The following is a 23,445-nucleotide window of genomic DNA, read 5'->3' on the forward strand; positions in this document are numbered from 1 at the left end:
ACGAGCACCCCCGCGGCTTTGCTACGATAGTCGGGTTGCCCACCGCAAGGTGAGCGGCTGATCCTCGGTAGCTCAATTGGCAGAGCAATCGGCTGTTAACCGATAGGTTCTTGGTTCGAGTCCAAGCCGGGGAGCCACAACCTCCCGAAACTCCCCTGGTCCGCCGGGGGAGTTTCGCCGTGCGGGCGCGGCACCGAGAAACCACATCGAGCATGAGAAACCGCTGCAGACATGGTTTCTCAAGCCGGATGTGGTTTCTGGGGCGGCGACGCGCGGAGCCGGGCGGCGACGCGCGGAAGCGGGTGACCCGGGCGTCCGCACCGGTCCCGCGGCGGATCAGACCGGGACGGACGCGGCGAGGGCGAGCAGCGCGCGGATGGCGTCATCCTGCACGAGATGCGAGCTCACGCCACGGCCGGCCGCCTCGGGCGCGGCGGCCACCCACTCGACGTGCACGGCACCGGTCAGGACGCGCTGGGTGCCGGGAACCCGCTTCCGGGTCTGTGTCGTGCGGGACACCACGTCACCGACGTACGCATCGCCGAGGTAGACGCGGAAGCCGCCCGCCTCCGCGGTGTGCGGTGCGAGCGCGACCGTGACACTGCCGGCAGCGTCGGCGCTGCGTCGGATGGTCCGAGCGATCAGTTCGGTCATGCGTCTACTCCCTGGCGGCGTGCAAGCCGGCGACAGCCGCAGGCACGGTCCCCACTGTGCTTCGTGCGGTCGTCACGGAGGCGGCCCCAGCCGCCTACCGATGAAGAGTCTGCCAGATATCCGATTCGTACGTCGCCGATTCGCGGGTACACTGGAGATCGAGAATCCCGCGTCATCTGCGCGGCTCTCGACCGAAGGCCAGGGCTTCCACCCCTGGCCTTCACCCTTTCGCCGGCGCACCCTTTCTCACGGCTCCCGGGCCCGCGACCGCTCGCGGCGACGGCTATCGTGGGGGGCAAGCGGATCCCAATGGAGGGCACCATGTCTGGACTGATCGTCGTCGGCGTGACCGGAGATCCCGTCTCGCACCGAACTGTGGACTGGGCCGTCGCCCGCGCAGCGGAGAACCACCAGCGCATCGAGCTGGTCGCCGTCGTCGGCGGCGCGATGGGCACCGTCGGCGAGGCGGATGTCGTCATCGACGCGCGCGCCGCCGCCCAGAAGATGCTGGACCTCGCGGCCGAGCGCGTGGCGGGGCGCGGGGTCGACATCACGACCCGCGTCGACAACGGCAATCCCGTCGCGAAGCTCATCGACGCCTCCGCATCGGCGAACCTCCTCGTCATCGGCAGCGACTACACCGGTCCGGGGTCGGGTCCCGCGCGCGGCATGCACGGCGTGCGCATCGCGGCGGGTGCCGCGTGCCCCGTCGTTGTGGTGCCGGACCTCGAGCTCGGCGCCCGCTCCGGGATCGTGGTGGGCGTGGACGGGTCGGAGGTGTCCGAACGGGCGATCCGCTTCGCGGCGGCCGAAGCCGACCGGCTCGGCGAGCCACTGATCGCGTGCGCGGTGTGGACGCCGCTGCAGGCACCCCGCAACGGGATGGCCGTGTACCCGGAGCTGTACCTCACGAACATGCAGGCCGCGACCGAGGAGATCCTCGCCCTGTCGCTCGCCGGCATCGCCGCGGACTACCCCGACGTGCAGGTCATCCGCCGCGTCGAGCGCGGCTACCCCTCGCACGTCCTCAACGAGCTCGCGGCATCCGCCCGGCTGGCGGTCGTCGGCACGCACGGGCGCGGCGCGATCGCGCGCTTCCTGCTCGGCTCGATCAGCCAGGAGGTGCTCGCCCGGCTCGCGACCGTCACGGCCGTCGTGCGCTGAGCGACCTCAGGCGTCGACGTCGTCGACGCCGGGCGTCCAGCTGGCGCCCGGGCGACCCCATCCGCGCTTGCGCGCGATCTTCTGCACGGTCTTCCAGTCCGAGTCGTCGAGCCGGTCGATGTAGAGGATGCCGTTCAGGTGATCGAACTCGTGCTGCATGATGCGGGCCCGCCATCCGGTGACGTGGATGTCGACGGGAGCGCCGTCGAGGTCGGTGCCGGTCACCCGGACCTCGTCCGAGCGGCGCAGGGGGAAGCGCTCACCCGGGAAGGAGAGGCAGCCCTCCGACTCGTCGTCGACGTCGGGCACCCCCGGCTCGGGCGGTGTCATCCAGAGCACGGGGTTCAGGATGACGCCCCGCCACGGCTGCCCGTCGTCATCGGGGTACGAGTACGTGTAGATGCGGAGACCCACGCCCACCTGGGGAGCCGCCAGGCCCACGCCGGGAGCGGCATCCATCGTCTCGAACATGTCGGCGACGAGGACGCGGATCTCATCGGTCACGTCGGCGACGGGGGAGGCGATGGAGTGCAGGACGGGATCGCCCATGATGCGAATCGGGAGAACAGCCACGTCCTTGAGCCTATCGAGCCGTGCGTGCGGTTAGTGTCGAGGGGTGGAAGCCCTGGCCATGCCGCTCGACGACATCGCCGACCAGGTGGTGGGCGTCTTCCGTGATCCTGCGATCCTGATCGGCATCCCGCTCGCCCTGCTCGGCGCCGTCTTCATGTCCTTCGGCGCGCAGTACCAGCACCGCGGCGTACAGAAGGTCGAGGCGCTCAGCCACGTCGACGGCGGGCGCGGACTCACCGGCGGACAGCTCGTGCGCCTGCTCACCCGACCGTCGTGGGTTATCGGCACCGTCATGCTCGGGCTCGCGATCGTCTGCCAGCTCGCGGCCCTGTCCTTCGCGCCGCTCATCCTCGTGCAGCCCGTCGGGGCGATCTCCCTCGTCATCACGACGCTGCTCAATGCCCGGATCAGCGGTCACCGCCCCACGAGGCGGTCGCTCACGGCGATCGCGCTGTGCGTCGGCGGCATCCTCGTCTTCGTGACGATCGCGGCGCTGTTCGCGACCGAGACCCGCGTGCTGGACAGTCAGCTGATCACGATCCTGATCATCCTCGCGGCCGTCACGCTCGCTCTGACGGGACTGTGGCTGTGGCTGCGCAAGCGCATCGCCGCCCTGTTCTACATCGTCGCGGCGGGCATCATGTACGGTTTCGTCGCCACGCTCGCGAAGGTCGTCATCAGCCGGATCCAGACCGGCGACTTCGAGTGGCTCACCCTCGTCTGCCTCGTCGCGCTGCTCGCCGGCACCGCCATCGGCGCGTACTTCGTCCAGACCGCCTACGCCTCCGGCCCGCCCGACCTCGTGATCGCCGGCCTCACCGTCATCGACCCGATCGTCGCGATCCTCATCGGGCTCATCGTGCTGCGCGAGGCCGTGAACGCCCCGCTCTGGGCGTACGTCGGGTTCGCGATCGCCGGGGCCATGGCCGTCACGGGCGTCTTCCAGCTCGCCCGCCATCACCCGCAGGTGCTCAGCGACAGCCAGGAGATCCCGATCCCGCGGGGGAGTGAGCCCGTCGACGGCCCCGCGCCCCGCACCGGTTCCATCCGGATCACGGAGGCCGTCTCCAAGGTGTGGCCCGACCCGCCCGTGGACGACGAGCGCCCCCTCGGCCCGCACCGGGGCTGACCGGGCGCACCGGGGCTGACCGGGCGCACCGGGCCGCTCCGGTAGGCTCTCTGTCGCAGGGGGCGGTGGCCAAGCTGGTCAAGGCAGCGGGCTCATAACCCGACGATCGTGGGTTCAAGTCCCACCCGCCCTACCAGAGCGCATGAGAGCGCGCAGACACTCCGTGCGTCGGAGCAGGCTGCGAGCCCGACGCCGCACGGATCAGTGGCGGGTGAGGTCGCCTCGAACACCCCGAGGCGGCACGTTGCGACCCCCATTCGCGTCGGCGTCGAGAAGGGGGACCGTTCGCGTCGCCTCGGGCCGGTCCAGGCGGCGCGAAGCGCCCCCGATCCCGCGGGGCGGGCGACGGAGCGCCCCGCCGCACGGCCCCGCGGGGCGGCACGCGCGGCCCGGAATCACAGGGTTGTGATTCGCGCGGCGCGTGGGGGATAATGGCCCCACAACCGCATAACCGCCGCACTCCGGTACTCAGGTCGTAGGGGAAGACGCACCTGATGAAACGGAGACGAAATGGCGACACCACAGGCGCGCGGAGTGATCTTCATCCACTCCGCGCCACGCGCGCTGTGCCCCCACCTCGAGTGGGCGGTCGGACGCGCTCTGGGGCGTGCGGTGAACTTCGACTGGGCCGACCAGCCGGTGCTCGCCGGCAGCCGGCGCGCGGAGTTCTACTGGGAGGGACCGGCCGGCACGGGCGCGTCCCTGGCGACGGCCATCCGCGGGTGGGAGCACCTGCGTTTCGAGGTCACCGAGGATCCGACGCCGCGCAGTGACGGCGGTCGCTGGCTGCACACTCCGGGCCTCGGCATCCACTTCGCCCAGACCGACACCGCCGGCAACGTCGTCATCGGCGAGGACCGGCTGCGGTACGCCATGGAGATCGCCGCCGGCGACGCGTTCGAACTCCAGCGCGAACTGCACGTCGCGCTCGGTGCCGCGTGGGACGAGGAGCTCGAGCCGTTCCGGCACGCGAGCGATGACGCGCCCGTCGTCTGGCTCCACAAGGTCGGCTGAACCACACGGTCGGCTGAACCAGACGGCTGAGACGCCTCACCCGGCGGACACACTCCACAACTGCAGACTTCAGACGGCGCGCGGCGCCAGTACCGGGCTCGGTCGACGGGTGTCCCGGGATCCGGGACCGCGTCCGCACCGTCTGACACGAAGAACGCCCCCGGATGGCTTCCCGAGGGCGTTCTTCGTGTGCGGGCTTGCGGGCGCGGCTCAGACCGACGCGAACGCGGCGACGGCGTTGTGACCGCCGAAGCCGAACGAGTTGCTGATCGCGAGCTGCTGACCGGATCCCAGCGGGGTGGGCTCGCCGGACAGCCGGAAGGGGACGGCGGGGTCCTGCTCGGTCAGGTTGATCGTGGGCGGCGCCACGCGCTCCTGCAGCGCCATGATCGTGAAGATGGCCTCGAGCGCGCCCGTGCCACCGAGCAGGTGACCGGTGGACGCCTTCGTCGCCGACACCGGGATGTCGTCGATGCGGTCGCCGAACACCGTCTTGAGCGCGACGTACTCGTTCGGGTCGCCGACGGGCGTCGACGTCGCGTGCGCATTGATGTGCGTGACGTCGTCGGGGGACGCGTCGGCCATCTCGAGTGCGAGCCGCACGGCGCGTGCGGCGCCGGTGCCCTCGGGGTCGTTGGCGGTGATGTGGTACGAGTCGGCGGTGACGCCGCCGCCGACGACGGCCGCGTAGATCTTCGCCCCGCGGGCCTTGGCGTGCTCCTCGGTCTCGAGGATGAGCACCGCGGCGCCCTCGCCCATGACGAAGCCGTCACGGTCGATGCTCCCCGGACGGGATGCCGTGGCGGGGTCGTCGTTGCGGCGCGACAGCGCCTGCATGGAGGAGAACGACGCGATCGTGACCGGGTGGATGACGGACTCCGTGCCGCCGGCGATCACGACGTCGGCGAGTCCGTCGCGCAGGTGCTCGATCGCGTTGACGATCGACTCCGTGCTCGACGCGCAGGCGCTCGCGACGGTCCGCGCGTACGCGCGGGCACCGAAGTGCAGCGACAGGTTCCCCGCGGCGGCGTTCGGCATGAGCATCGGGACCGTCATCGGCAGCACACGCCGCGGCCCCTTCTCGCGCAGCGTGTCCCACGCGTCCAGCAGGGTCCACAGGCCCCCGATGCCGGTCGCGAAGTCGACGCCCAGACGCTCCGGGTCGACCTCGGGTGCACCGGCATCCGCCCACGCCTCCTGAGCCGCCACGAGCGCGAACTGGGAGGACGGGTCGAGTCGCTTCGCGACGGGGCGCTCCAGGACCGTGTCGGGGCGCACGAGCGCCTGCGCCGCGAACGTGACGGGCAGGTTGTACTGCTCGACCCAGTCGTATTCGAGGGTGCGGGCGCCGGACTTCCCGGCCAGCAGCGCCGACCAGCTCTCCGGTGCGGTGCCGCCGATGGGCGACGAGGCGCCGATGCCGGTGACGACGATTCGGGGAATGCTCATGGTCTCCTCGGGATGCTCCGGTGGGGGCGAGGCCCCCACCGGTGTCGGGGCTACGCCTGGTTCGACGTGATGAACGTGACAGCGTCGCCGACGGTCTTGAGGTTCTTGACCTCTTCGTCGGGGATGGTGACGCCGAACTTCTCCTCGGCGTTGACGACGATCGTCATCATCGAGATGGAGTCGATGTCGAGGTCGTCGGTGAAGGACTTCTCCAGCGCGACCTCGTCGGCCGAGATGCCGGTCTCGTCGGTGATGAGCTCGGCAAGCCCTGCCAGGACCTCGTCGTTCGTGAATGCCATGGTTTCTCCTTGTTCGGTGTCGGTCGCGGGCCCGGCCGGGCCGCTGTTCAGTTTAGGTGCGGGGTGCGCGCGGTCAGGGGAGGACGACGACCTGGGCGCCGAAGACGAGCCCGGCGCCGAAGCCGATCTGCAGCGCGAGTCCGCCGCTGAGTTCGGGGTGCTCCTCGAGGAGCCGGTGCGTGGCGAGCGGGATGGAGGCGGCCGACGTGTTGCCGGTCGTCTCGATGTCGCGGCCGATGACGACCGACTCCGGCAGCTTCAGCTGCTTCGCGAACTCGTCGATGATGCGCATGTTGGCTTGATGCGGGACGAACGCCGCGAGGTCGCCGGGCTCGACGCCGGCCTCCTCGAGCGCCTTGCGGGCGACCTTGACCATCTCCCAGACGGCCCAGCGGAAGACCGTGGGCCCTTCCTGACGGAGCGTCGGCCAGGGCGCCTGGCCGTCGCGGAACTCCACGAGCGTGTGGTTCATGCCCACCGCGTCGGCCTTCGAGCCGTCCGAGCCCCACACGGTGGGGCCGATGCCGGGGAAGTCGCTCGGGCCGATCACGACGGCGCCGGCTCCGTCGCCCAGGAGGAAGGAGATCGACCGGTCGGTGGGGTCGACGATGTCGCTGAGCTTCTCGGCTCCCACGACGACGGCGTAGTGCGCGGCGCCGGCCCGGATGAGGGCGTCGGCCTGCGCCACGGCGTACGCGAACCCGGCGCAGGCCGCGTTGACGTCGTATGCGGCGGCCGGATTGGCGCCGATGCGGTCGGCGACGATCGCCGAGACCGAGGGCGTCTGTTTCGGGTTGGAGACGGTCGCCACGATCACGGCGTCGATCTTGTCGGCCGGGACGCCGGAGCGCGTGACGGCCTCGGCGGCGGCATCCGCGGCGAGATCGATGGCGCTCGTGCCGGCGACGGCGCGCGTGCGCGTGACGATGCCGGTGCGCTGACGGATCCACTCGTCGCTGGAATCGATCGGGCCGATGAGGTCTTCGTTCGGGACCGCGTTCTCGCCGCGCGCGGCGCCGTACGAGTAGATGCGGGTGTACGCGGGTCCGGTCGCCTGGTTGAGCGTGACGGTCATGCGGCGTCTCCTGTCAGCAGAGCGGTCGCGGCCGCGAGGTCGTCGGGGGTCTTCACCGCGACCGACGGTACGCCGCGGAGGGCGCGTTTGGCGAGTCCGGTGAGGGTGCCCGCGGGGGTGAGTTCGATGATGCCGGTGACGCCGTGCTCGGCGAAGGATGCCATGCACAGGTCCCAACGGACGGGGTTCGCGACCTGACCGATCAGCAGGTCGAGCGCGGCCGCGCCGTCGCCGACGACGCTGCCGTCGCTGTTGGTCCACAGCGTCGTCTCCGGCGCGGAGACGGCGATCCCGTCGGCGGCGGCGCGCAGCCGCTCGACGGCGGGGAGCATGTGTCGGGTGTGGAAGGCGCCGGCCACCTGCAGGGGGATGACGCGGGTCCCGGCGACCGGTTCGGCCGCCAGCGCCGCGAGCGGCTCGAGCGCGCCGGCGGCGACGATCTGTCCGGCGCCGTTGTAGTTGGCGGGGGTGAGGTCGAGTTCGGCGAGGCGGGCGAGGACGGCATCCTGGTCGCCGCCGATGACGGCGCTCATGCCGGTCTGCTCGACGGCCGCGGCCTCGGCCATGGCGCGCCCGCGCTCACCCACGAGACGCATCCCGTCCGCCGCGGAGACGACGCCTGCGGCCACGAGCGCCGCGACCTCGCCGACGGAGTGCCCGGCGACGCCACCGGGACGGACGGCGCCTGCCCGATCCGTCAGGGCCGACCAGGCCAGGACGCTCGCGGCGACGATGAGCGGCTGGGCGATCGCGGTGTCGCGGATCGTGTCGGCATCCGAGGTGGTGCCGTGCGCGATCAGATCGACGCCGGACGACGCGGAGTAGGCCTCGAGCCGCTCACGCGCACCGTCGAGTTCGAGCCAGGGAGCGAGGAACCCGGGGGTCTGGGAGCCCTGTCCGGGGCAGACGACGACGATCACTGAACCATCCTCCCAAGAACGGGTCGCCCTCCTCTGGCGGAGGGGTCACAAGAAACGCGGCATCCTTTGTGCGCGTCATACAGGGCACACGTCATGCAGCGTACCGACTCACCCGCGGCGCGGGGGAGCCGGGCGGCGACGCGTGACCTCCGTGCCGATGGATCCGAGGATGAGCGCGGTCTGCAGGATGAGCGCCTCGCGGGGGCCTGTCGCATCCCATCCGATGACGTCCGAGACCCGCTTGAGGCGGTAGCGCACGGTGTTGGGGTGTACGAACAGCTCGCGCGCCGTCGCCTCGAGCGAGCGACCGTTGTCGAGGTAGCTCCACAGCGTCAGGACGAGGTCGGTCGAGTGCGCCTGCAGGGGACGGTAGATCCGCTCGACGAGCGTCATCTTCGCGACCGAGTCGCCCGCGAGGGCACGCTCGGGGAGCAGGTCGTCGGCCTCCACGGGCCGCGGGGCGTGCCGCCACGCCTTCGCGACGGCGAACCCCGCGAGGGCCGCGCGGGCGCTCTGCCCGGCGTCGATGAGCGCCGGGACCGGGGGGCCGAGGACGAGGTGCCCCGCACCGAAACCCGGCTCCAGGCGCTTCGCGATCTCGGAGAACGGGAGCGGCTCGGCGGTGGCGTCTTCGCGTCCGGGCAGGTCGGCGCGGCCGATGACGAGCACCAGCCGCGAGCCCTGCACGCCGATGAGGACATCCACGCCGAGCTTGCGCGCGAGGCGCCGCAGCTGGTCGACGTCGAACTGCGGCGGGGTCGTGCCGACGAGGACGGCGACCTCACCGTGCCCGTGCCAGCCGAGCGCCGCGATCCGGCTGGGCAGCTCCTCGTCGGCTTCACCCGTGAGGATGGAGTCCACGACGAGCGCCTCCAGGCGCGCATCCCACAGCCCGCGCGCCTCCGCGGCGCGGGCGTAGACGTCCGCGGCGGCGAAGGCGACCTCGCGGGAGTACAGCAGGATGCTCTCGCGCAGGTCCTCCCCACGGCCGGCGACCCGCTCCTCGGTCACCTCGACGGTGACGCGGATGAGCTGCAGGGTCTGCGTCAGGCTGACGCTGCGCAGCAGCTCACGCGGCGCGGCCGCGAAGATGTCCGCCGCGATCCAGGGCGTCGAGGTCGGGTCGTCGTACCACTGGATGAACGAGGAGATGCCCGCCTGCGCGACGAGACCCACGGTCGATCGTCGCGCGGGCGGCATCTCCGCGTACCAGGGGAGCGAATCCTCGAGCCGCTTGTTCGTGACCGTCGCCAGGTCGCCGGAGATCCTGCGCAGCCACGCGAGGGTCTCCGCCTTCTCCTGTGCCGTGGGGCGAGCGGGCATCGAAACCGTCAGCTCTCGCCGCCGGCGTTCCCGCTCGTGCCGGCGTTCACGTCCTCGAGGCGGTACTTCTCGATCGCCTGGGCCGACAGCGAGCGGTCCACCCGGCCTTCGTCGGCGAGCGACTGCAGCGTCCGCACGACGAGGGAGGGTCCGTCGATCTTGAAGAACCGGCGAGCCGCCGCACGGGTGTCGGAGAAGCCGAACCCGTCGGCGCCGAGGGTCGCGTAGGAACGCGGCATCCACGGCCGGATCTGATCCTGCACGGCGTGCATGAAGTCGCTGACCGCGATGATGGGGCCTTCGCTGTCCGCGAGCTTCTGCGTCACGTACGCCGTGCGCGGCTCGTCCATCGGGTGCAGGAAGTTGTGCTCGTCGGCCGCCAGGCCGTCGCGGCGGAGCTCGGTCCAGCTCGTCACCGACCAGACGTCGGCGACGACCCCCCAGTCGTCGCGGAGCAGCTGCTGCGCCTCGAGCGCCCACGGGACGCCGACGCCGGAGGCGAGGAGCTGCACGCGGTGCCCGTCGCCCTCGCCGACCGAGATGCGGTGGATGCCGCGGACGATGCCCTCGACGTCGACGTTCTCCGGCTCGGCCGGCTGCACGAGCGGCTCGTTGTAGACCGTGATGTAGTACATGACGTTCGGGTCGGGGTGGTTCCCGCCGTACATGCGCTCGAGGCCCGACCGCACGATGTGCGCGATCTCGTACCCGTACGCGGGGTCGTACGAGACCGTCGCGGGGTTCGTGGATGCCAGGAGGTGGGAGTGCCCGTCGGCGTGCTGCAGGCCCTCACCCGTGAGGGTGGTGCGCCCGGCGGTCGCGCCGATGATGAACCCGCGCGCCATCTGGTCGCCGGCGGCCCACTGGGCGTCGCCGGTGCGCTGGAAGCCGAACATCGAGTAGAAGACGTAGACCGGGATGAGCGGCTCGCCGTGCGTCGAGTAGGACGTGCCGGTCGCGGTGAACGCCGCGACGGCGCCCGCCTCGTTGATGCCGACATGCATGATCTGGCCCTGCGGGCTCTCCTTGTACGCCAGGAGCAGCTCACGGTCGACCGAGGTGTAGTTCTGGCCGTTCGGGTTGTAGATCTTCGCCGTCGGGAAGTACGCGTCCATGCCGAACGTGCGCGCCTCGTCGGGGATGATCGGCACGATCCGGTGCCCGAAGTCCTTGGCCCGCAGGAGGTCCTTCAGCAGGCGCACGAACGCCATGGTCGTGGCGATCTCCTGCGTGCCGGAGCCCTTCTTCGGCAGCGCGTACGCGCTGTCGTCGGGGAGGCTGATCGGCACGTGGTGCGTGCGGCGCTCCGGCAGGAACCCGCCGAGGCCGCGGCGACGCTCGATCATGTACTGGATCGTCTCGTCCTCGTTGCCCGGGTGGTAGTACGGCGGGGCGTACGGGTTCTCCTCGAGCTGCGCGTCGGTGATCGGGATGCGCATCGAGTCGCGGAAGTGCTTGAGGTCCTCGAGCGTCATCTTCTTCATCTGGTGGGTCGCGTTGCGGCCCTCGAAGTGGTGACCGAGACCGTAGCCCTTGATCGTCTTCGCCAGGATGACGGTCGGCTGGCCCTTGTGCTTGACGGCCGCGTCGTAGGCGGCGTACAGCTTCTGGTAGTCGAGGCCGCCGCGACGGAGCTTGCCCCAGATGTCTTCGTCGGACCAGTCCTTGACCATGTCCGAGGTGCGCTCGTCCCGGCCGAAGAAGTGGTCGCGGATGAACTTGCCGTCCTCCGCGCGGTAGGTCTGGAAGTCGCCGTCGGGCGTCGTGTTCATGAGGTGCACGAGCGCGCCGTCCCGGTCGACGTCGAGGAGCTCGTCCCAGCCGCGACCCCAGACGACCTTGATGACGTTCCAGCCGGCACCGCGGAAGAAGCTCTCCAGCTCCTGGATGATCTTCCCGTTGCCGCGGACCGGCCCGTCGAGGCGCTGGAGGTTGCAGTTGACGACGAAGGTCAGGTTGTCCAGCCCCTCGTTCGCGGCGACCTGCAGCTGGCCCCGGCTCTCGACCTCGTCCATCTCGCCGTCGCCGAGGAACGCCCAGACGTGGGACTCGGAGAGGTCCTTGACGCCGCGGTTGGTGAGGTACTTGTTGGTCATCGCCTGGTAGATGGCGTTGATCGGGCCGAGACCCATGGACACGGTCGGGAACTGCCAGTAGTCCGGCATGAGCCGCGGGTGCGGGTAGGACGGGATGCCGAGGGGAGCCTTGGACTTCTCCTGGCGGAACCCGTCGAGCTGATCGGCGGAGAGCCGGCCCTCGAGGAAGGAACGGGCGTAGATGCCGGGGGAGGCGTGGCCCTGGATGAAGATCTGATCGCCGCCGCCCGGGTGGTCCAGGCCCCGGAAGAAGTGGTTGAAGCCGACTTCGTACAGCGAGGCCGACGACGCGTAGGTGGAGATGTGACCGCCGACGCCGATGCCGGGGCGCTGGGCGCGGTGCACCGTGAGTGCGGCGTTCCAGCGGATCCATCGGCGGTAGCGGCGCTCGAGCTCCTCGTCGCCCGGGAACTCCGGCTCGTTCTCCGGCGCGATCGTGTTGATGTAGTCCGTCGTCGGGACCTGCGGCACGTTGAGCTGCAGTTCGTGAGAGGCCTGCAGGAGGCTCAGCATGATCTCGCGGCCGCGGCCGGCGCCCTTGGCATCCACGAGCTGCTGGAGCGACTCGCGCCACTCCGACGTCTCGTCGGGATCGCTGTCCTGCGGTCCCTGCGAGTACGGATCCTGATCGTTGACAGTCACGGGAGACCTTTCGTCGTCTGGCAGGTCATGCCAGGAATGGGGCTTCGGACGCGCGCGGCTTTGTTCAGCACGGACAACGCATCCTGCTCAGCCTAGCGACTCCACGGGGAAGCGGGGTGCCGCCGCCGCGGCCTCCTAGACTGGGAGGAGGGGCCTTTAGCTCAGCTGGTAGAGCGCCACGTTTACACCGTGGATGTCGTCGGTTCGATCCCGGCAGGGCCCACTGTCAGCCGACGGCGACCGTGCCCGTCACGTTCACCCGCTACCATTCCGGCGATGACCTCCGGTGCCGCCCTCTCCCGCCGCCTCGGCACGTTCGATGCGGTGCTGATCGGGCTGGGCTCGATGATCGGCGCAGGCATCTTCGCCTCGTTCGCGCCCGCCGCCGCTGCAGCCGGCGCCGGTCTGCTGATCGGACTCGCGATCGCCGGCGTCGTCGCGTTCTGCAACGCGACGGCCTCGGCGCAGCTGGCCGCGCAGTATCCGACCTCCGGGGGCACCTACATCTACGGCCGGGAGCGCCTCGGCGCCTGGCCCGGGTTCCTGGCCGGGTGGAGCTTCGTGGTGGGCAAGACGGCGAGCTGCGCGGCGATGGCGCTGACCTTCGCGGCGTACGCCGCCCCCGCCGGATGGGAGAAGCCGGTCGCGGTCGCGGCCGTCCTGGCACTGGCGGCGGTGAACTACCGCGGCGTCACCCGCACGGCGCGACTGACGCGCATCATCGTCGCGGTCGTCCTCGTCGTGCTCGGCCTCGTCGTGGTGCTGGGCCTGACGACCGGCCGCGCGTCCGCCGGGCTCGCCGGCGCCGACCTGTTCGCCGGTGGGCCGTACGGCATCCTGCAGTCGGCCGGGCTGCTGTTCTTCGCGTTCGCCGGCTACGCCCGCATCGCGACGATGGGGGAGGAGGTGAGGGATCCGCGGCGCACGATCCCGCGGGCCATCGTGGGCGCCCTCGCCCTGGTCCTCGTCGTGTACGCGCTCGTCGCCGCCACGGTGCTGGTGGTGCTCGGCCCGGAGCGGCTCGCCACGAGCGCGGCGCCCCTCGTCGAGGTCGTCTTCCTCGCGGACGCCGGCGGGGCAGCCCCGATCGTCCGGGTCGGCGCGGCGGCGGCGGCGCTCGGCGCGCTGCTCGCCCTCGTAGCCGGGGTCGGCCGGACGGCGCTGGCGATGGCGCGCAACGGCGACCTGCCCGTCTGGCTCGCGGGCGTGCACCCGACCTTCCGCGTGCCGCATCACGCGGAAATGGCCCTCGCCGCCGTCGTCGGCATCCTGGTCCTGACGATCGATCTGCGCGACGCGATCGGGTTCTCCTCCTTCGGCGTCCTGCTGTACTACCTGATCGCCAATGTCGCCGCCCTCACCCAGACCCGTGAGCACCGGCGCTACGCGCGGGTGCTCCAGGCGCTGGGCGCCGCGGGCTGCCTCCTGCTCGTCGCCACGCTGCCTCCGGCCTCGATCGTCGGGGGCGTCCTCGTGGTCGCCGTGGGCGTGGGCTACCGGCTCGTCCGGCTTCGGCTCGCGCGGCGCGCGGACGAGACCTGACCTCAGCTTCCGTCCTCGCGTCCGACGACCTTCGGCAGCGCGGGGTTGCGGTAGAGCCCGGATCCCCGGCCCAGGCGGGAGTTCCGCCGCGAGTACGCGAAATAGACGATGAAGCCCAGCGCGAGCCAGATGAGGAACCGCAGCCACGTCTCCACGGTCAGGTTGAGCGTCAGGTAGATGCAGATGAGGGCGGACAGCCCCGGCAGCCACGGATTCCACGGCACCGTGAACCCGCGTGGAAGTTCGGGACGGTTGCGGCGCAGCACGATGACGCCGACGGAGACGAGGATGAACGCGGAGAGCGTCCCGATGTTCACCATCTCCTCGAGCACGCCGACGGGCGTGAAGCCGGCGACGACCGCCACGATCGCGGTCACGATGACGGAGATGAGCCACGGCGTGCGGCGAGTGGGGTGCACCTTCGCGAGGCGCTGGGGCAGCAGACCGTCCCGCGACATCGCGAAGATGATGCGGGTCGCGCCGATCAGCAGCGTCAGGACGACGGTCGTGAGCCCCGCGACGGCGCCCGCGGAGATGACGGTAGCCATCCAGGTCTGCCCGTGGAAGGCGAAGGCGTTCGCGAGCGCCGCAGCCGGATCGAGGTCCCGGTAGGAGACCATGCCGGTCACCACCAGTGCGACGGCGCAGTACAGGACGGTGCAGATCGTCAGCGACGCGATGATGCCGATCGGCAGATCGCGCTGCGGGTTCTTCGTCTCCTCCGCCGTCGTCGCGACGACGTCGAAGCCGATGTAGGCGAAGAACACCAGCGCCGCACCGGCGAAGATGCCGCCGAGGCCGAAGGCCATGGGTTCGGCGCCGGAGAGGAACTGCAGGAGCGGCTGGGTCAGACCGGATGCCGCTTCGCGGGGCGCTGTCTCCGGCACGAACGGGGAGTAGTTGGCCGGATCGATGAAGAGGATGCCCGCGACGATCACGAACAGCACGATGAACAGCTTCACCGCCACGAGGACGAGATTGACCCGCATCGATTCCCGGATGCCCAGGGTCATCAGCGCGCCCAGGACGACGACGAGCAGCACGGCCATGAGGTCGACGGTGCCGCCATAGCCGATGACGGCCGGGATCGGCGCCCCGAGCTGCTCCATGAGGACGCCCAGGTATGCGCTCCAGCCCTGTGCGACCACGCTCGCGCCGAGGAACATCTCCAGGATGAGGTCCCACCCGATGATCCAGGCGAACAGCTCGCCCAGCGACGCGTAGGAGAACGTGTACGCGGAGCCGGAGACGGGCACCGTCGACGCGAACTCCGCGTAGCACATGGCCGCCAGCGCGCAGGCGATGGCGGCGACGACGAAGCTCACGACGATGGCGGGGCCGGCGACCTCGTGCGCGGCGCGGCCTGTGAGGGTGAAGATGCCGGCGCCGATCACGACGCCGACGCCGAAGACCGTCAGGTCGAGCGCCGAGAGCGATTTCCGGAGGCGGAACTCGGGCTCTTCGGTGTCGGCGATCGACTGCTCGACGGATTTCGTCCTCATCAGGCTCATCGCACCGCTCCTTCGCATGGCGTCAGAGCCCACATGGTAGACCGATCGGGGCGCGCGCGAGAGGGGGCGCGGTAGGTTGGGGACTGTGAAAGCCAGCCCCTCCGACCAGCGCCGTCTCCTCGACCTCGCCGCGCTCGACGCGACCGTCCGCCATGCGGACCACCAGCGCCGGCACCCGGAGCAGACGGCCCGCGTCCAGGAGCTCCTCGCCCAGCGCAAGGAGCTCTCCCTCGAGCTGACCCGCCTGCTCGGCGTCCGCGACGACGCCAAGACGGAACTGTCGCGGCTGGAGTCGGACGTCGCGCTCGTCGACGCCCGCGCGGCACGCGACGCGGAACGCCTCGCGACGAGTGCGAACGCGAAGGAGGCGCAGGGCCTCGAGCACGAGATCGCGTCGCTGACCAAGCGGAAGAGCGATCTGGAGGATCTGGAGCTCGAGATCATGGAACGCCTGGAGACGGCCGAGGCGGACGTGCTCGCGCAGGAGGCGCTCATCGCCGCCCTGAACGATGAGGGCGCGCGGCTGAGCGCCGCCGGCAAGACCGCCGTCGCCGAGGCGACCGCCCGGTTCGAGTCGTCCACCCGGGATCGCGAGGCGGTCGCCGCCCAGATCCCCGCCGATCTGCTGGCGCTCTACGAGAAGCTCGCCGCGCGGGGCGTCGGGGCGGGGCTCCTGCGTCGCCGCACGTGCGAGGGCTGCAACATGGTGCTCTCCGGCACCGACCTGCAGACCCTGCGCCAGGCTGCGGCGGACGACGTCGTCACCTGCCCCGAGTGCGGGGGCATCCTCGTCCGCGGCGACGAAACCGGTCTCTGACCCGCCGCCCTCCGGCGATGACGCTCGACGAACCGGTCTGGAGCGTCCTCGGTCGCGGTCCGGACGGGACCGTCGTCGTCGCCGACCTGAACGCCGACGGCACCGAGCGGCGCAGGACGTCGGTGGACTCCGCGGCCCTGGCGTCGCTCGTGCGGGCAGCGGGTCCGGCGCGACGCTGGGTGTGGAGCGACGCGACGCGCTGGTATCCGCCGCTCCTCGCCGCCGGCGTCGTCGTGGCGCGCTGCCACGATCTGCGCCTCTGCCACACGATCCTGCGCGGCAGCGCATTCGTGACGGATGCCGCGGCGCTGCGCGCGCACCCGGAGTGGGACGGCCCGGCAGCTGACGCCGTGACTCCCGCCGCGGAGACCCTCTTCGAGCTCGACGAACGCGGCGACGCGTCCTCCGTCCCGGACGGCATCGACGAGGCGCTCGCGGAGTTCGCCCGCCAGCGCGCCGCACTCGAGGGCGCGACCGCGCCCGGTCGGCTGCGGCTGCTCCTTGCCGCCGAGTCGGCGGGCGCCGTCATCGCCGTCGAGCTGCACGCCGCCGGCCTGCCGTGGGACGCCGGCGTGCACGACGCGATCCTCGTGGACCTCCTCGGCCCCCGCCCCGCCGCCGGCCGGCTCCCGGCCCGCATCGAAGAGCTCGCGGTCCGCGTGCGGGACGCCCTCGGCGACCCGGCGGCGAGCCTCGACTCGCAGCCGAAGCTGCTGCGCGCGCTGCACCGCGTGGGCGTGCTCGCGACCTCGACGAGCCGGTGGGAGCTCGCCCAGTACGACCATCCGGTGATCGCGCCGCTGCTCGAGTACAAGAAGCTCATGCGGCTGCTGTCGGCGAACGGGTGGGCGTGGATGGAGGAGTGGGCCGCCGAGGGCCGGTTCCGGCCCGTCTACGTCCCGGGCGGAGTCGTCACCGGCCGGTGGGCCTCGTCCGGCGGGGGAGCGCTGCAGCTGCCCCGGCAGCTGCGTCCCGCCGTGCGCGCCGACCCCGGGTGGCTCCTCATCATCGCCGACGTCGCGCAGCTGGAGCCCCGTGTGCTCGCGGCGATGGCCGGTGACACGGCCCTCGCCGACGCCGCGCGCGGGCAGGATCTCTACGCCGGGGTCGTCGCCGGCGGTGTCGTCGCGACGCGGCAGGAGGCGAAGGGCGCGATCCTCGGCGCGATGTACGGCGCGACGACCGGCGACAGCGGCAGGCTCGTGCCGGCGCTGCGGCGGGCGTACCCCCGCGCCATGACGCTCGTCGACGAGGCCGCACGGATCGGCGAGGACGGCGGCATCGTCACGACGTGGCTCGGACGGTCGGCCCCGGCCCCGTCGTCCTCCTGGCGGGACGTCCAGCGGGGGGCGGGCGCGATCGAGGCCACGGCGGCCGACGAGTCCCGCGCGCGCCGATCGGCACGCGACCGGGGGAGATTCACCCGCAACTTCATCGTGCAGGGCACGGCCGCCGAATGGGCGCTCGCGTGGATGGCCGACGTGCGCGGCCGGCTGGCCGCCTTCGATGCGGTCGAGGATGCCGGTGGCCGTTCCGGTCCCGTCTTCGGCCGCCGCGCCCACCTCGCCTTCTTCCTGCACGACGAGATCGTCGTGCACGCCCCGGCGGCGCAGGCCGAGGCGGCCGCCGAGGCGGTGCGGGCCGCGGCGGACGGGGCCCGGCGACTCCTCTTCGGCGATTTCCCGCTCGACTTCCCGCTCGACCTGCGGATCGCGGAGGATGCCGGCAAGGCCTGAGGCTCAGCGGCAGCCGCCGCCCGCATCCACCGTCACGGCCGGCGTGTTGACGAGCGGCGTGTGGACCAGCCGGAGGTCCAGCGACCCCGGCCGGGCGGCGAGGAAGCCGAACTCCACGACGTTGACCTCGCCCGGGGAGAGGTTGATGCGCACGAGGCTCGTCGGGCGGCCCTCGTCCTCCACGTCGACCGACAGGAGGTGGGCTCCGTCCTTGGTGACGCCGCCGAAGTAGGTGCCGGCGGGTGCGGCCACCGACACGCTCGTCCCGATGTCGCCGGCGCCCGTGCCGAACAGTCCGTGTCCGGTCATGGACGGGGGCAGGACGTCGCCGGCGCCCGCGGGCGCCGTGCTGCGCATCGTGACGCGGAGCCGGATCTCGACGCGGCCGTCCCCGCGGCATCCGATCGCGGTGAGCTCCATGTCCGCGTGGAGGAAGGTGTCCATCTTGCCGCCCGTCGCGTCGTTCAGGAAGACGGCGAAGGCGTCGGGTCCGGCGGCGGTCAGCCGCCCGGCCGGACCGGAGAGCACCGTTGCGTCGACGACTCTCTGCGCTGCCTCGTCCGAGGTCCACACCGACACGCGACCCTCCGCGATCGGATCGGCCAGAGCGCGCGCCCACGTCAGCGGATCGAGGTCCACACTCGTGAAGCGTTCGATCACCGCCGTGCTGATCGCCTCCAGCACCACGGTCTGCCCCGCGGGGTCCCGCGTCATGTAGGGGTCGACGAGGACGCGCTGCACGAGGTTCTCCGCCGTCAGCTGCGATCCGTCCGGCAGTGTGACGGGTCCGGTCGCCGTGAGAAGACCGCGCACCGCCAGCGGGTCGATCGCGACCACCGCGTCCGGCTGCTCCCCGCCGCGGCTGCGCCACCATGCGGTCAGGAGCTCCGCACTGCGCGCGAAAGCGGTCGGCATCGTCGCGTTCTGCACGAACCGGCCGACGACCTCGCCATAGAGCCGCGCCGTCGAGCGCGGCACCGGCACGATGGACTCCGGCAGCTCCGGGAAGTCGGTCGAGTCCGTCTGCTGGGCGATCCGGAAGCGGCCCCCCTCCGCGCGGAGCAGGACGAAGGAGCCGGTGATGCCGCCGGCGGTGCGCAGCTCGGCAGGGTTCTGCAGCGCCAGCAGGACGGTGCCGCCGTCCCGCTCCGTCGCCGAGCCGGCGAAGGCGGCCAGCGCCGCGAGGGCGTCGACGCTCGGCGCGGCGTCGTCCAGGGCGGCGCGCACGGCGCCGAACCCCGCGCGGACGGGGGAGACGAGGTCGCCTTCATCCACGGCAGAGAGCGCCGTGCGGGCCTCGGCCACGGCATCCCCCGCACCGTCGAGTGTGCGGCCCAGGGCGGTCAGCAGACCGGGATCCCACGCGCCTTCGCGCGCTTCGACGAGACGGAGGACGGGGTCGAGCACCCGGTCCAGGAGCTCGGCGGACTGTGCCGAGAGGATGCGGACGGCGGCCGCGTCATCCCCGAAGAACGGCATCGTCTCCGCGACCGGCCACAGCGGATCCGAGGTCGCGTCGCGTGCCGCGCGCGTGTGCGCGGACAGCGTCCGCGCACGGTCGGCCGCGTCGAGGAGATCGCCGGACTCGACCGCGGAGACCAGGTCACGGGCGGCGGCTTCGGCCGCCCGCATCTCGGTGGCCGCCACCGCGACACGCGATCCCAGCCAGCCGAACGCGCCGAGCAGCACGCACAGCAGGAGGGCTGCGGCCGGAAGTGGCGACCCCGTCCGTGGAACAGGGGCCATGGGCGGCACTCAGACGCGATGCCGGCGACGTACCGACAGGACCACGACGAGCCCCATGGCCGCCGCTCCCGCACCGGCCAGGACGAGCGGCAACAGGATGTCCCCGCTCGTGCCCGTCGCGGCCAGGCGACCCTGGATGCTGCCCGTGGGCGCTGCGCAGCCCGACGTCGCGGGCGGGTATGCCAGCGGCACGGCGAGCTCCGGATTGACCCGGATCCACGCCCGCACGTCGCCCCGTGTCCACGCGAAGTTGCCCGCGGTCTCCCGCCACTGGCCGCCCTCGTAGACCCACCCCGGCCAGCCCGTCCCGACACCCCCGCTGACGGCGGCACCGGGCCACAGCACGGAGCCGGCGACACGGCCGGATGCCAGGGTGCCCAGCGGCAGCGACACCTCGTGCGTACCGTCGCTGATCACGAGAACCGCCCGGTCACCGGTGGACTGCCGGTCGGGATCGGTCAGCGTGACCTCGAAGGTGATCCACGGCGCATCGCGCAGGCAGACCACGTCGACCCGAGACCCGGCAAGGCTCGGCTCCTTCGGCTTGTCCGGCGTGTAGTCGACGTCGCCGTCGACCGCACGAACGGTCCCGGCGCCGACGTCGGCCGTAGCCGCCGCCGGTGCCGCGAGTGTCAGCAGCGCAGCCGCCACGACGGCCGCAAGAATCGATCGCTTGTCCATCAGACCTCCCCAAAGGTCGATAGCGGGCGTCGTCGGACGACCCCCTTCTGTGCGACGAGCACCCCACATGCCCGTCATCCCCACCCGCAGGCTAACCCACCGGGCCACCGGCCACAATCGGTCGAGCTCGGCACGACTAGAATCGGCAGTGCGAATGGGTCGGCTGGACGGTCGCGTGGCGGGAGACCGCACCGAGGAACGTCCGGGCTCCACAGGGCAGGATGGTGGGTAACACCCACCCGGAGCGATCCGCGAGACAGTGCCACAGAGAGCAGACCGCCGGGGCGCGAGCCCCGGTAAGGGTGAAAGGGTGGTGTAAGAGACCACCGGGATCGTGGTGACACGATCCGCAAGGTAAACCTCGTCCGGAGCAAGGCCAGACAGGGGATGACGACGCGGCCCGCCGAGTCCCCGGGTAGGCCGCTGGAGCGGCACGGCAACGTGTCGCCGAGAGAGATGACCGTCGAAGGGGCGTCAGCCCCGGAACAGAACCCGGCGTACAGGCCGGCCCATTCGCCTCACGTCGGCCGTGTCGACGGTGTCAGCGCGTCGTCTCCTCGACGAGCTTCGCCGTCTCCGCGGTCTGCACCCCGGCGTCCGCCGCGAGGGCGAGGGCCGCCGCGCCGACGATGCCTGCGCTGTTGCGGTGCACGGCCGGGACGATCGGGGTGCTCAGCGTCAGCAGGGGCAGGAACTGCTCGGCGTGCTTCGACACGCCCCCGCCGACGATGAACAGGTCGGGGCTCAGCAGGAACTCCAGGTGGCTGTAGTACCACTGCAGACGCTTCGCCCACTGCGGGAACGTCAGCTCGTCGCGCTCCATGGCGGAATACGCCGCCCAGGCCTCCGCATCCTTGCCGTGCTTGGCCCGCTGCAGGTGGCCGAGCTCGGAGTTCGGGATGAGGCGGCCGTCGTACAGCAGGGCGGTGCCGATGCCGGTCCCGAGCGTCGTGAGGATCGTGAGCCCCTCGACCCCCTTCGCCGCGCCGTAGCGCAGTTCCGCGACGCCGGCGACATCGGCGTCGTTCGCGAAGTGGATCTCACGGCCGAGGCCCTGTTCGAAGAACTCCTCGGCGGGGAAGCCGATCCAGGTGTCGGCCACGTTGGCGGCCGACAGCGTCTTGCCGTGCTTCACGATCGCCGGGAACGCCACGCCCAGCGGGACGTCCGCGTCGGTGACGTCGAGCGTCTCGAGGACGACCTTGACGGCCGCCAGGACGTCGTCCGGTTCCGCACCGGCGGGCGTCGGCACCTTCACGCGCTCGCTCAGCAGACGCCCCTCCCGGAGGTCGACGAGCGCCCCTTTGATCCCGGTTCCGCCGATGTCCACACCGACCGCTGTCGTCGCCTGCGCCGTCATGGCACTCAGCCTACCGAGCGGGCGGGGCCGCCTCGTCCGCGCCGGAGCGCCTCGTTAGGATCGAGACGAGCACCCCGCAACGACGCACCAGGAGGCGCAACATGTCCGCAGGCGAAGAGAAGTACTGGTTCAACCTCACGACCGGTCAGGTCGAGAAGGGCTTCGAGTCTCCCGCCGTCGACCGCGCGGGCCCGTTCGACACCCCCGAGGAGGCCGCCGGAGCCCCCGAGCTCATGAAGCGCCGCTCGCGCGCCTGGGCCGAGGAGGAGGCGCGCGAGGACTCGTGGGGATCGGGCTCGACGCCCGACGTGTCGGCGGACTCGGAGGACGACGCGGGCCGATAGTCTGGGCGGAAAGTCGGCATCGAGAGGACACGATGGACAAGCAGCGGGACTTCGTACTGCGCACGATCGAGGAGCGCGGCGTCAAGTTCGTGCGACTGTGGTTCACCGATGTGATCGGCACCCTCAAGTCGGTCGCGATCGCGCCCGCCGAGGTCGAAGGCGCCTTCACGGAGGGCCTCGGCTTCGACGGCTCCGCCATCCAGGGGCTGACGCGCTCGTACGAGTCCGACCTGCTCGCCCACCCGGACCCGTCGACGTTCCAGGTGCTGCCGTGGCGCGGCGAGATCGACCCGACGGCGCGGATGTTCTGCGACATCACGACGCCGGACGGCCAGCCTGCCGTCGCCGATCCGCGGCACGTCCTCAAGCGCTCGCTCGCGAAGGCCGCCGACGCCGGGTTCACCTTCTACACGCACCCCGAGATCGAGTTCTACCTGCTGAAGTCGTCCTCGTACGGCCCCGCCGGCCCCGAGCCGGTGGACTCCGCCGGCTACTTCGACAACGTGCCGGGCGGGACGGCGCACGATTTCCGGCGCCGTTCCGTGCGGATGCTGGAGGACCTCGGCATCTCGGTCGAGTACAGCCACCACGAGGGCGGCCCCGGACAGAACGAGATCGACCTGCGCTACGCCGACGCCCTCGCCACGGCCGACAACATCATGACGTTCCGCACCGTCGTGAAGGAGGTGGCGATCGAGCAGGGCGTGTACGCCACGTTCATGCCGAAGCCGCTCGGCGGCCACCCCGGCAGCGGGATGCACACGCACATGTCGCTGTTCGAGGGCGACGTCAACGCGTTCTACGAGGAGGGCGCGCAGTACCAGCTCTCCCAGACCGGCCGGCAGTTCATCGCGGGCCTCCTGCGCCACGCGCCGGAGATCTCCGCCGTCACGAACCAGTTCGTCAACTCGTACAAGCGCCTGTGGGGCGGCGATGAGGCGCCCAGCTTCATCACGTGGGGTCACAACAACCGCTCCGCCCTCGTCCGCGTGCCGATGTACAAGCCGAAGAAGGGGCAGTCCTCGCGCGTCGAGTACCGGGCCCTCGACTCGGCCGCGAACCCGTACCTCGCGTACGCGCTCATGCTCGCCGCGGGCCTCAAGGGCATCGAAGAGGGCTACGAGCTGCCCCCGGAGGCGGAGGACAACGTGTGGTCGCTGACCGACGCGGAGCGCCGCGCGCTCGGGTACGCGCCGCTGCCGGCGAGCCTGGATCACGCGCTGGAGTACATGGAGGAGTCGGAGCTCGTCGCCGAGACGCTCGGGGAGCAGGTCTTCAACTACGTCCTGCTCAACAAGCGTCGCGAGTGGCAGGAGTACCGCGCCCAGGTGACGCCCTTCGAACTGAAGAGCAACCTGGAGATGCTTTAA

The 23,445-nt window shown here is 71.3% G+C and carries 20 protein-coding genes, 3 tRNA genes and 1 other RNA gene; 12 read left to right on the forward strand and 12 right to left on the reverse strand.

Annotated elements, in window-relative coordinates; genetic code table 11:
• Nucleotides 1–61 precede the first annotated feature (61 nt).
• Nucleotides 62–137: transfer RNA gene (locus BR85_RS05545), tRNA-Asn, on the forward strand.
• Between the two features lie 199 nt (nucleotides 138–336).
• Here the strand turns inward: BR85_RS05545 and BR85_RS05550 are convergent.
• Nucleotides 337–654, reverse strand: a complete 318-nt coding sequence (locus tag BR85_RS05550; RefSeq protein ID WP_028495626.1) for a hypothetical protein — start codon at nucleotides 652–654, stop codon at nucleotides 337–339.
• 321 nt (nucleotides 655–975) lie between these two features.
• Here BR85_RS05550 and BR85_RS05555 point away from each other — a divergent pair, with 321 nt between their 5' ends.
• Nucleotides 976–1,818 carry a universal stress protein gene (locus tag BR85_RS05555; RefSeq protein WP_028495627.1) on the forward strand — a complete coding sequence of 281 codons (843 nt, stop codon included), beginning with the start codon at nucleotides 976–978 and terminating at the stop codon, nucleotides 1,816–1,818.
• Between the two features lie 6 nt (nucleotides 1,819–1,824).
• Here the strand turns inward: BR85_RS05555 and def are convergent, their stop codons facing one another.
• Nucleotides 1,825–2,391, reverse strand: a complete 567-nt coding sequence (gene def / locus BR85_RS05560; protein ID WP_028495628.1) for a peptide deformylase — start codon at nucleotides 2,389–2,391, stop codon at nucleotides 1,825–1,827.
• Between the two features lie 58 nt (nucleotides 2,392–2,449).
• Here def and BR85_RS05565 point away from each other — a divergent pair, with 58 nt between their 5' ends.
• From BR85_RS05565 to BR85_RS05575, 3 genes are all read left to right on the forward strand, one after another.
• Complete coding sequence (locus tag BR85_RS05565; protein WP_036272514.1) at nucleotides 2,450–3,520, forward strand: DMT family transporter; 1,071 nt, start codon at nucleotides 2,450–2,452, stop codon at nucleotides 3,518–3,520.
• Nucleotides 3,521–3,579: 59 nt separating this feature from the next.
• Nucleotides 3,580–3,656: transfer RNA gene (locus BR85_RS05570), tRNA-Ile, on the forward strand.
• A gap of 374 nt (nucleotides 3,657–4,030) precedes the next feature.
• Nucleotides 4,031–4,534: a DUF3145 domain-containing protein gene (locus tag BR85_RS05575; protein WP_028495630.1), complete on the forward strand. Its 504-nt coding sequence runs from the start codon at nucleotides 4,031–4,033 to the stop codon at nucleotides 4,532–4,534.
• Between the two features lie 210 nt (nucleotides 4,535–4,744).
• Here BR85_RS05575 and BR85_RS05580 read toward each other — a convergent pair whose 3' ends face one another.
• From BR85_RS05580 to aceE, 6 genes are all read right to left on the reverse strand, one after another.
• The gene (locus BR85_RS05580; protein ID WP_028495631.1) at nucleotides 4,745–5,983 is read right to left on the reverse strand and encodes a beta-ketoacyl-[acyl-carrier-protein] synthase family protein; all 1,239 of its coding nucleotides are present in this window, start codon (nucleotides 5,981–5,983) and stop codon (nucleotides 4,745–4,747) included.
• Nucleotides 5,984–6,033: 50 nt separating this feature from the next.
• Nucleotides 6,034–6,282: an acyl carrier protein gene (locus BR85_RS05585; RefSeq protein WP_028495632.1), complete on the reverse strand. Its 249-nt coding sequence runs from the start codon at nucleotides 6,280–6,282 to the stop codon at nucleotides 6,034–6,036.
• A gap of 73 nt (nucleotides 6,283–6,355) precedes the next feature.
• Complete coding sequence (locus tag BR85_RS05590; RefSeq protein ID WP_028495633.1) at nucleotides 6,356–7,357, reverse strand: beta-ketoacyl-ACP synthase III; 1,002 nt, start codon at nucleotides 7,355–7,357, stop codon at nucleotides 6,356–6,358.
• Complete coding sequence (locus BR85_RS05595; protein WP_028495634.1) at nucleotides 7,354–8,277, reverse strand: ACP S-malonyltransferase; 924 nt, start codon at nucleotides 8,275–8,277, stop codon at nucleotides 7,354–7,356. The genes BR85_RS05590 and BR85_RS05595 overlap by 4 nt, the downstream gene beginning before the upstream one ends.
• Before the next feature lie 108 nt (nucleotides 8,278–8,385).
• On the reverse strand, nucleotides 8,386–9,600 hold the full coding sequence (locus BR85_RS05600; RefSeq protein WP_028495635.1) for a PucR family transcriptional regulator: 1,215 nt from the start codon (nucleotides 9,598–9,600) through the stop codon (nucleotides 8,386–8,388).
• Between the two features lie 8 nt (nucleotides 9,601–9,608).
• On the reverse strand, nucleotides 9,609–12,338 hold the full coding sequence (gene aceE, locus BR85_RS05605) for a pyruvate dehydrogenase (acetyl-transferring), homodimeric type (protein ID WP_028495636.1): 2,730 nt from the start codon (nucleotides 12,336–12,338) through the stop codon (nucleotides 9,609–9,611).
• 150 nt (nucleotides 12,339–12,488) lie between these two features.
• Here aceE and BR85_RS05610 point away from each other — a divergent pair.
• Nucleotides 12,489–12,561 (forward strand) — tRNA-Val (locus BR85_RS05610).
• A gap of 53 nt (nucleotides 12,562–12,614) precedes the next feature.
• Nucleotides 12,615–13,880 carry an APC family permease gene (locus tag BR85_RS05615; protein ID WP_028495637.1) on the forward strand — a complete coding sequence of 422 codons (1,266 nt, stop codon included), beginning with the start codon at nucleotides 12,615–12,617 and terminating at the stop codon, nucleotides 13,878–13,880.
• Between the two features lie 2 nt (nucleotides 13,881–13,882).
• Here the strand turns inward: BR85_RS05615 and BR85_RS05620 are convergent, their stop codons facing one another.
• A complete protein-coding gene (locus BR85_RS05620; RefSeq protein WP_028495638.1) occupies nucleotides 13,883–15,391 on the reverse strand; it encodes an amino acid permease in 1,509 nt (502 codons plus the stop codon).
• Between the two features lie 85 nt (nucleotides 15,392–15,476).
• Between BR85_RS05620 and BR85_RS05625 the strand changes: the two genes are divergently transcribed.
• Entirely contained in the window at nucleotides 15,477–16,208 is a 732-nt protein-coding gene (locus BR85_RS05625; protein WP_028495639.1) for a zinc ribbon domain-containing protein, read from the forward strand.
• A 17-nt stretch (nucleotides 16,209–16,225) separates the two neighbouring features.
• Nucleotides 16,226–17,944: a bifunctional 3'-5' exonuclease/DNA polymerase gene (locus BR85_RS05630; RefSeq protein WP_092896841.1), complete on the forward strand. Its 1,719-nt coding sequence runs from the start codon at nucleotides 16,226–16,228 to the stop codon at nucleotides 17,942–17,944.
• A 3-nt stretch (nucleotides 17,945–17,947) separates the two neighbouring features.
• Here BR85_RS05630 and BR85_RS05635 read toward each other — a convergent pair whose 3' ends face one another.
• Together BR85_RS05635 and BR85_RS05640 are read right to left on the reverse strand one after the other, a co-directional pair.
• Nucleotides 17,948–19,690, reverse strand: a complete 1,743-nt coding sequence (locus BR85_RS05635) for a DUF4012 domain-containing protein (RefSeq protein ID WP_092896844.1) — start codon at nucleotides 19,688–19,690, stop codon at nucleotides 17,948–17,950.
• Between the two features lie 9 nt (nucleotides 19,691–19,699).
• On the reverse strand, nucleotides 19,700–20,371 hold the full coding sequence (locus BR85_RS05640) for a hypothetical protein (protein ID WP_036272277.1): 672 nt from the start codon (nucleotides 20,369–20,371) through the stop codon (nucleotides 19,700–19,702).
• 155 nt (nucleotides 20,372–20,526) lie between these two features.
• Between BR85_RS05640 and rnpB the strand changes: the two genes are divergently transcribed.
• Nucleotides 20,527–20,887: RNase P RNA component class A (gene rnpB / locus BR85_RS14905), an RNA gene on the forward strand.
• Nucleotides 20,888–20,912: 25 nt separating this feature from the next.
• Here the strand turns inward: rnpB and ppgK are convergent.
• Nucleotides 20,913–21,731, reverse strand: a complete 819-nt coding sequence (ppgK, locus tag BR85_RS05645) for a polyphosphate--glucose phosphotransferase (RefSeq protein ID WP_028495643.1) — start codon at nucleotides 21,729–21,731, stop codon at nucleotides 20,913–20,915.
• A gap of 101 nt (nucleotides 21,732–21,832) precedes the next feature.
• Between ppgK and BR85_RS05650 the strand changes: the two genes are divergently transcribed.
• On the forward strand, nucleotides 21,833–22,075 hold the full coding sequence (locus tag BR85_RS05650) for a hypothetical protein (RefSeq protein ID WP_028495644.1): 243 nt from the start codon (nucleotides 21,833–21,835) through the stop codon (nucleotides 22,073–22,075).
• Between the two features lie 32 nt (nucleotides 22,076–22,107).
• Nucleotides 22,108–23,445, forward strand: a complete 1,338-nt coding sequence (gene glnA, locus BR85_RS05655) for a type I glutamate--ammonia ligase (protein ID WP_028495645.1) — start codon at nucleotides 22,108–22,110, stop codon at nucleotides 23,443–23,445.

It is taken from the genome of Microbacterium sp. UNCCL10 (assembly GCF_000746195.1).
GTDB lineage: Bacteria > Actinomycetota > Actinomycetes > Actinomycetales > Microbacteriaceae > Microbacterium > Microbacterium saccharophilum.

Coding starts and splice junctions, on each gene's coding strand:
- BR85_RS05550 (WP_028495626.1), bottom strand. CDS start 654: ATGACCGAACTGATCGCTCGGACCATCCGACGCAGCGCCGACGCTGCC.
- BR85_RS05555 (WP_028495627.1), top strand. CDS start 976: ATGTCTGGACTGATCGTCGTCGGCGTGACCGGAGATCCCGTCTCGCAC.
- BR85_RS05565 (WP_036272514.1), top strand. CDS start 2,450: ATGCCGCTCGACGACATCGCCGACCAGGTGGTGGGCGTCTTCCGTGAT.
- BR85_RS05575 (WP_028495630.1), top strand. CDS start 4,031: ATGGCGACACCACAGGCGCGCGGAGTGATCTTCATCCACTCCGCGCCA.
- BR85_RS05580 (WP_028495631.1), bottom strand. CDS start 5,983: ATGAGCATTCCCCGAATCGTCGTCACCGGCATCGGCGCCTCGTCGCCC.
- BR85_RS05585 (WP_028495632.1), bottom strand. CDS start 6,282: ATGGCATTCACGAACGACGAGGTCCTGGCAGGGCTTGCCGAGCTCATC.
- BR85_RS05590 (WP_028495633.1), bottom strand. CDS start 7,357: ATGACCGTCACGCTCAACCAGGCGACCGGACCCGCGTACACCCGCATC.
- BR85_RS05600 (WP_028495635.1), bottom strand. CDS start 9,600: ATGCCCGCTCGCCCCACGGCACAGGAGAAGGCGGAGACCCTCGCGTGG.
- BR85_RS05615 (WP_028495637.1), top strand. CDS start 12,615: ATGACCTCCGGTGCCGCCCTCTCCCGCCGCCTCGGCACGTTCGATGCG.
- BR85_RS05620 (WP_028495638.1), bottom strand. CDS start 15,391: ATGAGCCTGATGAGGACGAAATCCGTCGAGCAGTCGATCGCCGACACC.
- BR85_RS05630 (WP_092896841.1), top strand. CDS start 16,226: ATGACGCTCGACGAACCGGTCTGGAGCGTCCTCGGTCGCGGTCCGGAC.
- BR85_RS05635 (WP_092896844.1), bottom strand. CDS start 19,690: ATGGCCCCTGTTCCACGGACGGGGTCGCCACTTCCGGCCGCAGCCCTC.
- BR85_RS05640 (WP_036272277.1), bottom strand. CDS start 20,371: ATGGACAAGCGATCGATTCTTGCGGCCGTCGTGGCGGCTGCGCTGCTG.
- ppgK (WP_028495643.1), bottom strand. CDS start 21,731: ATGACGGCGCAGGCGACGACAGCGGTCGGTGTGGACATCGGCGGAACC.
- BR85_RS05650 (WP_028495644.1), top strand. CDS start 21,833: ATGTCCGCAGGCGAAGAGAAGTACTGGTTCAACCTCACGACCGGTCAG.
- glnA (WP_028495645.1), top strand. CDS start 22,108: ATGGACAAGCAGCGGGACTTCGTACTGCGCACGATCGAGGAGCGCGGC.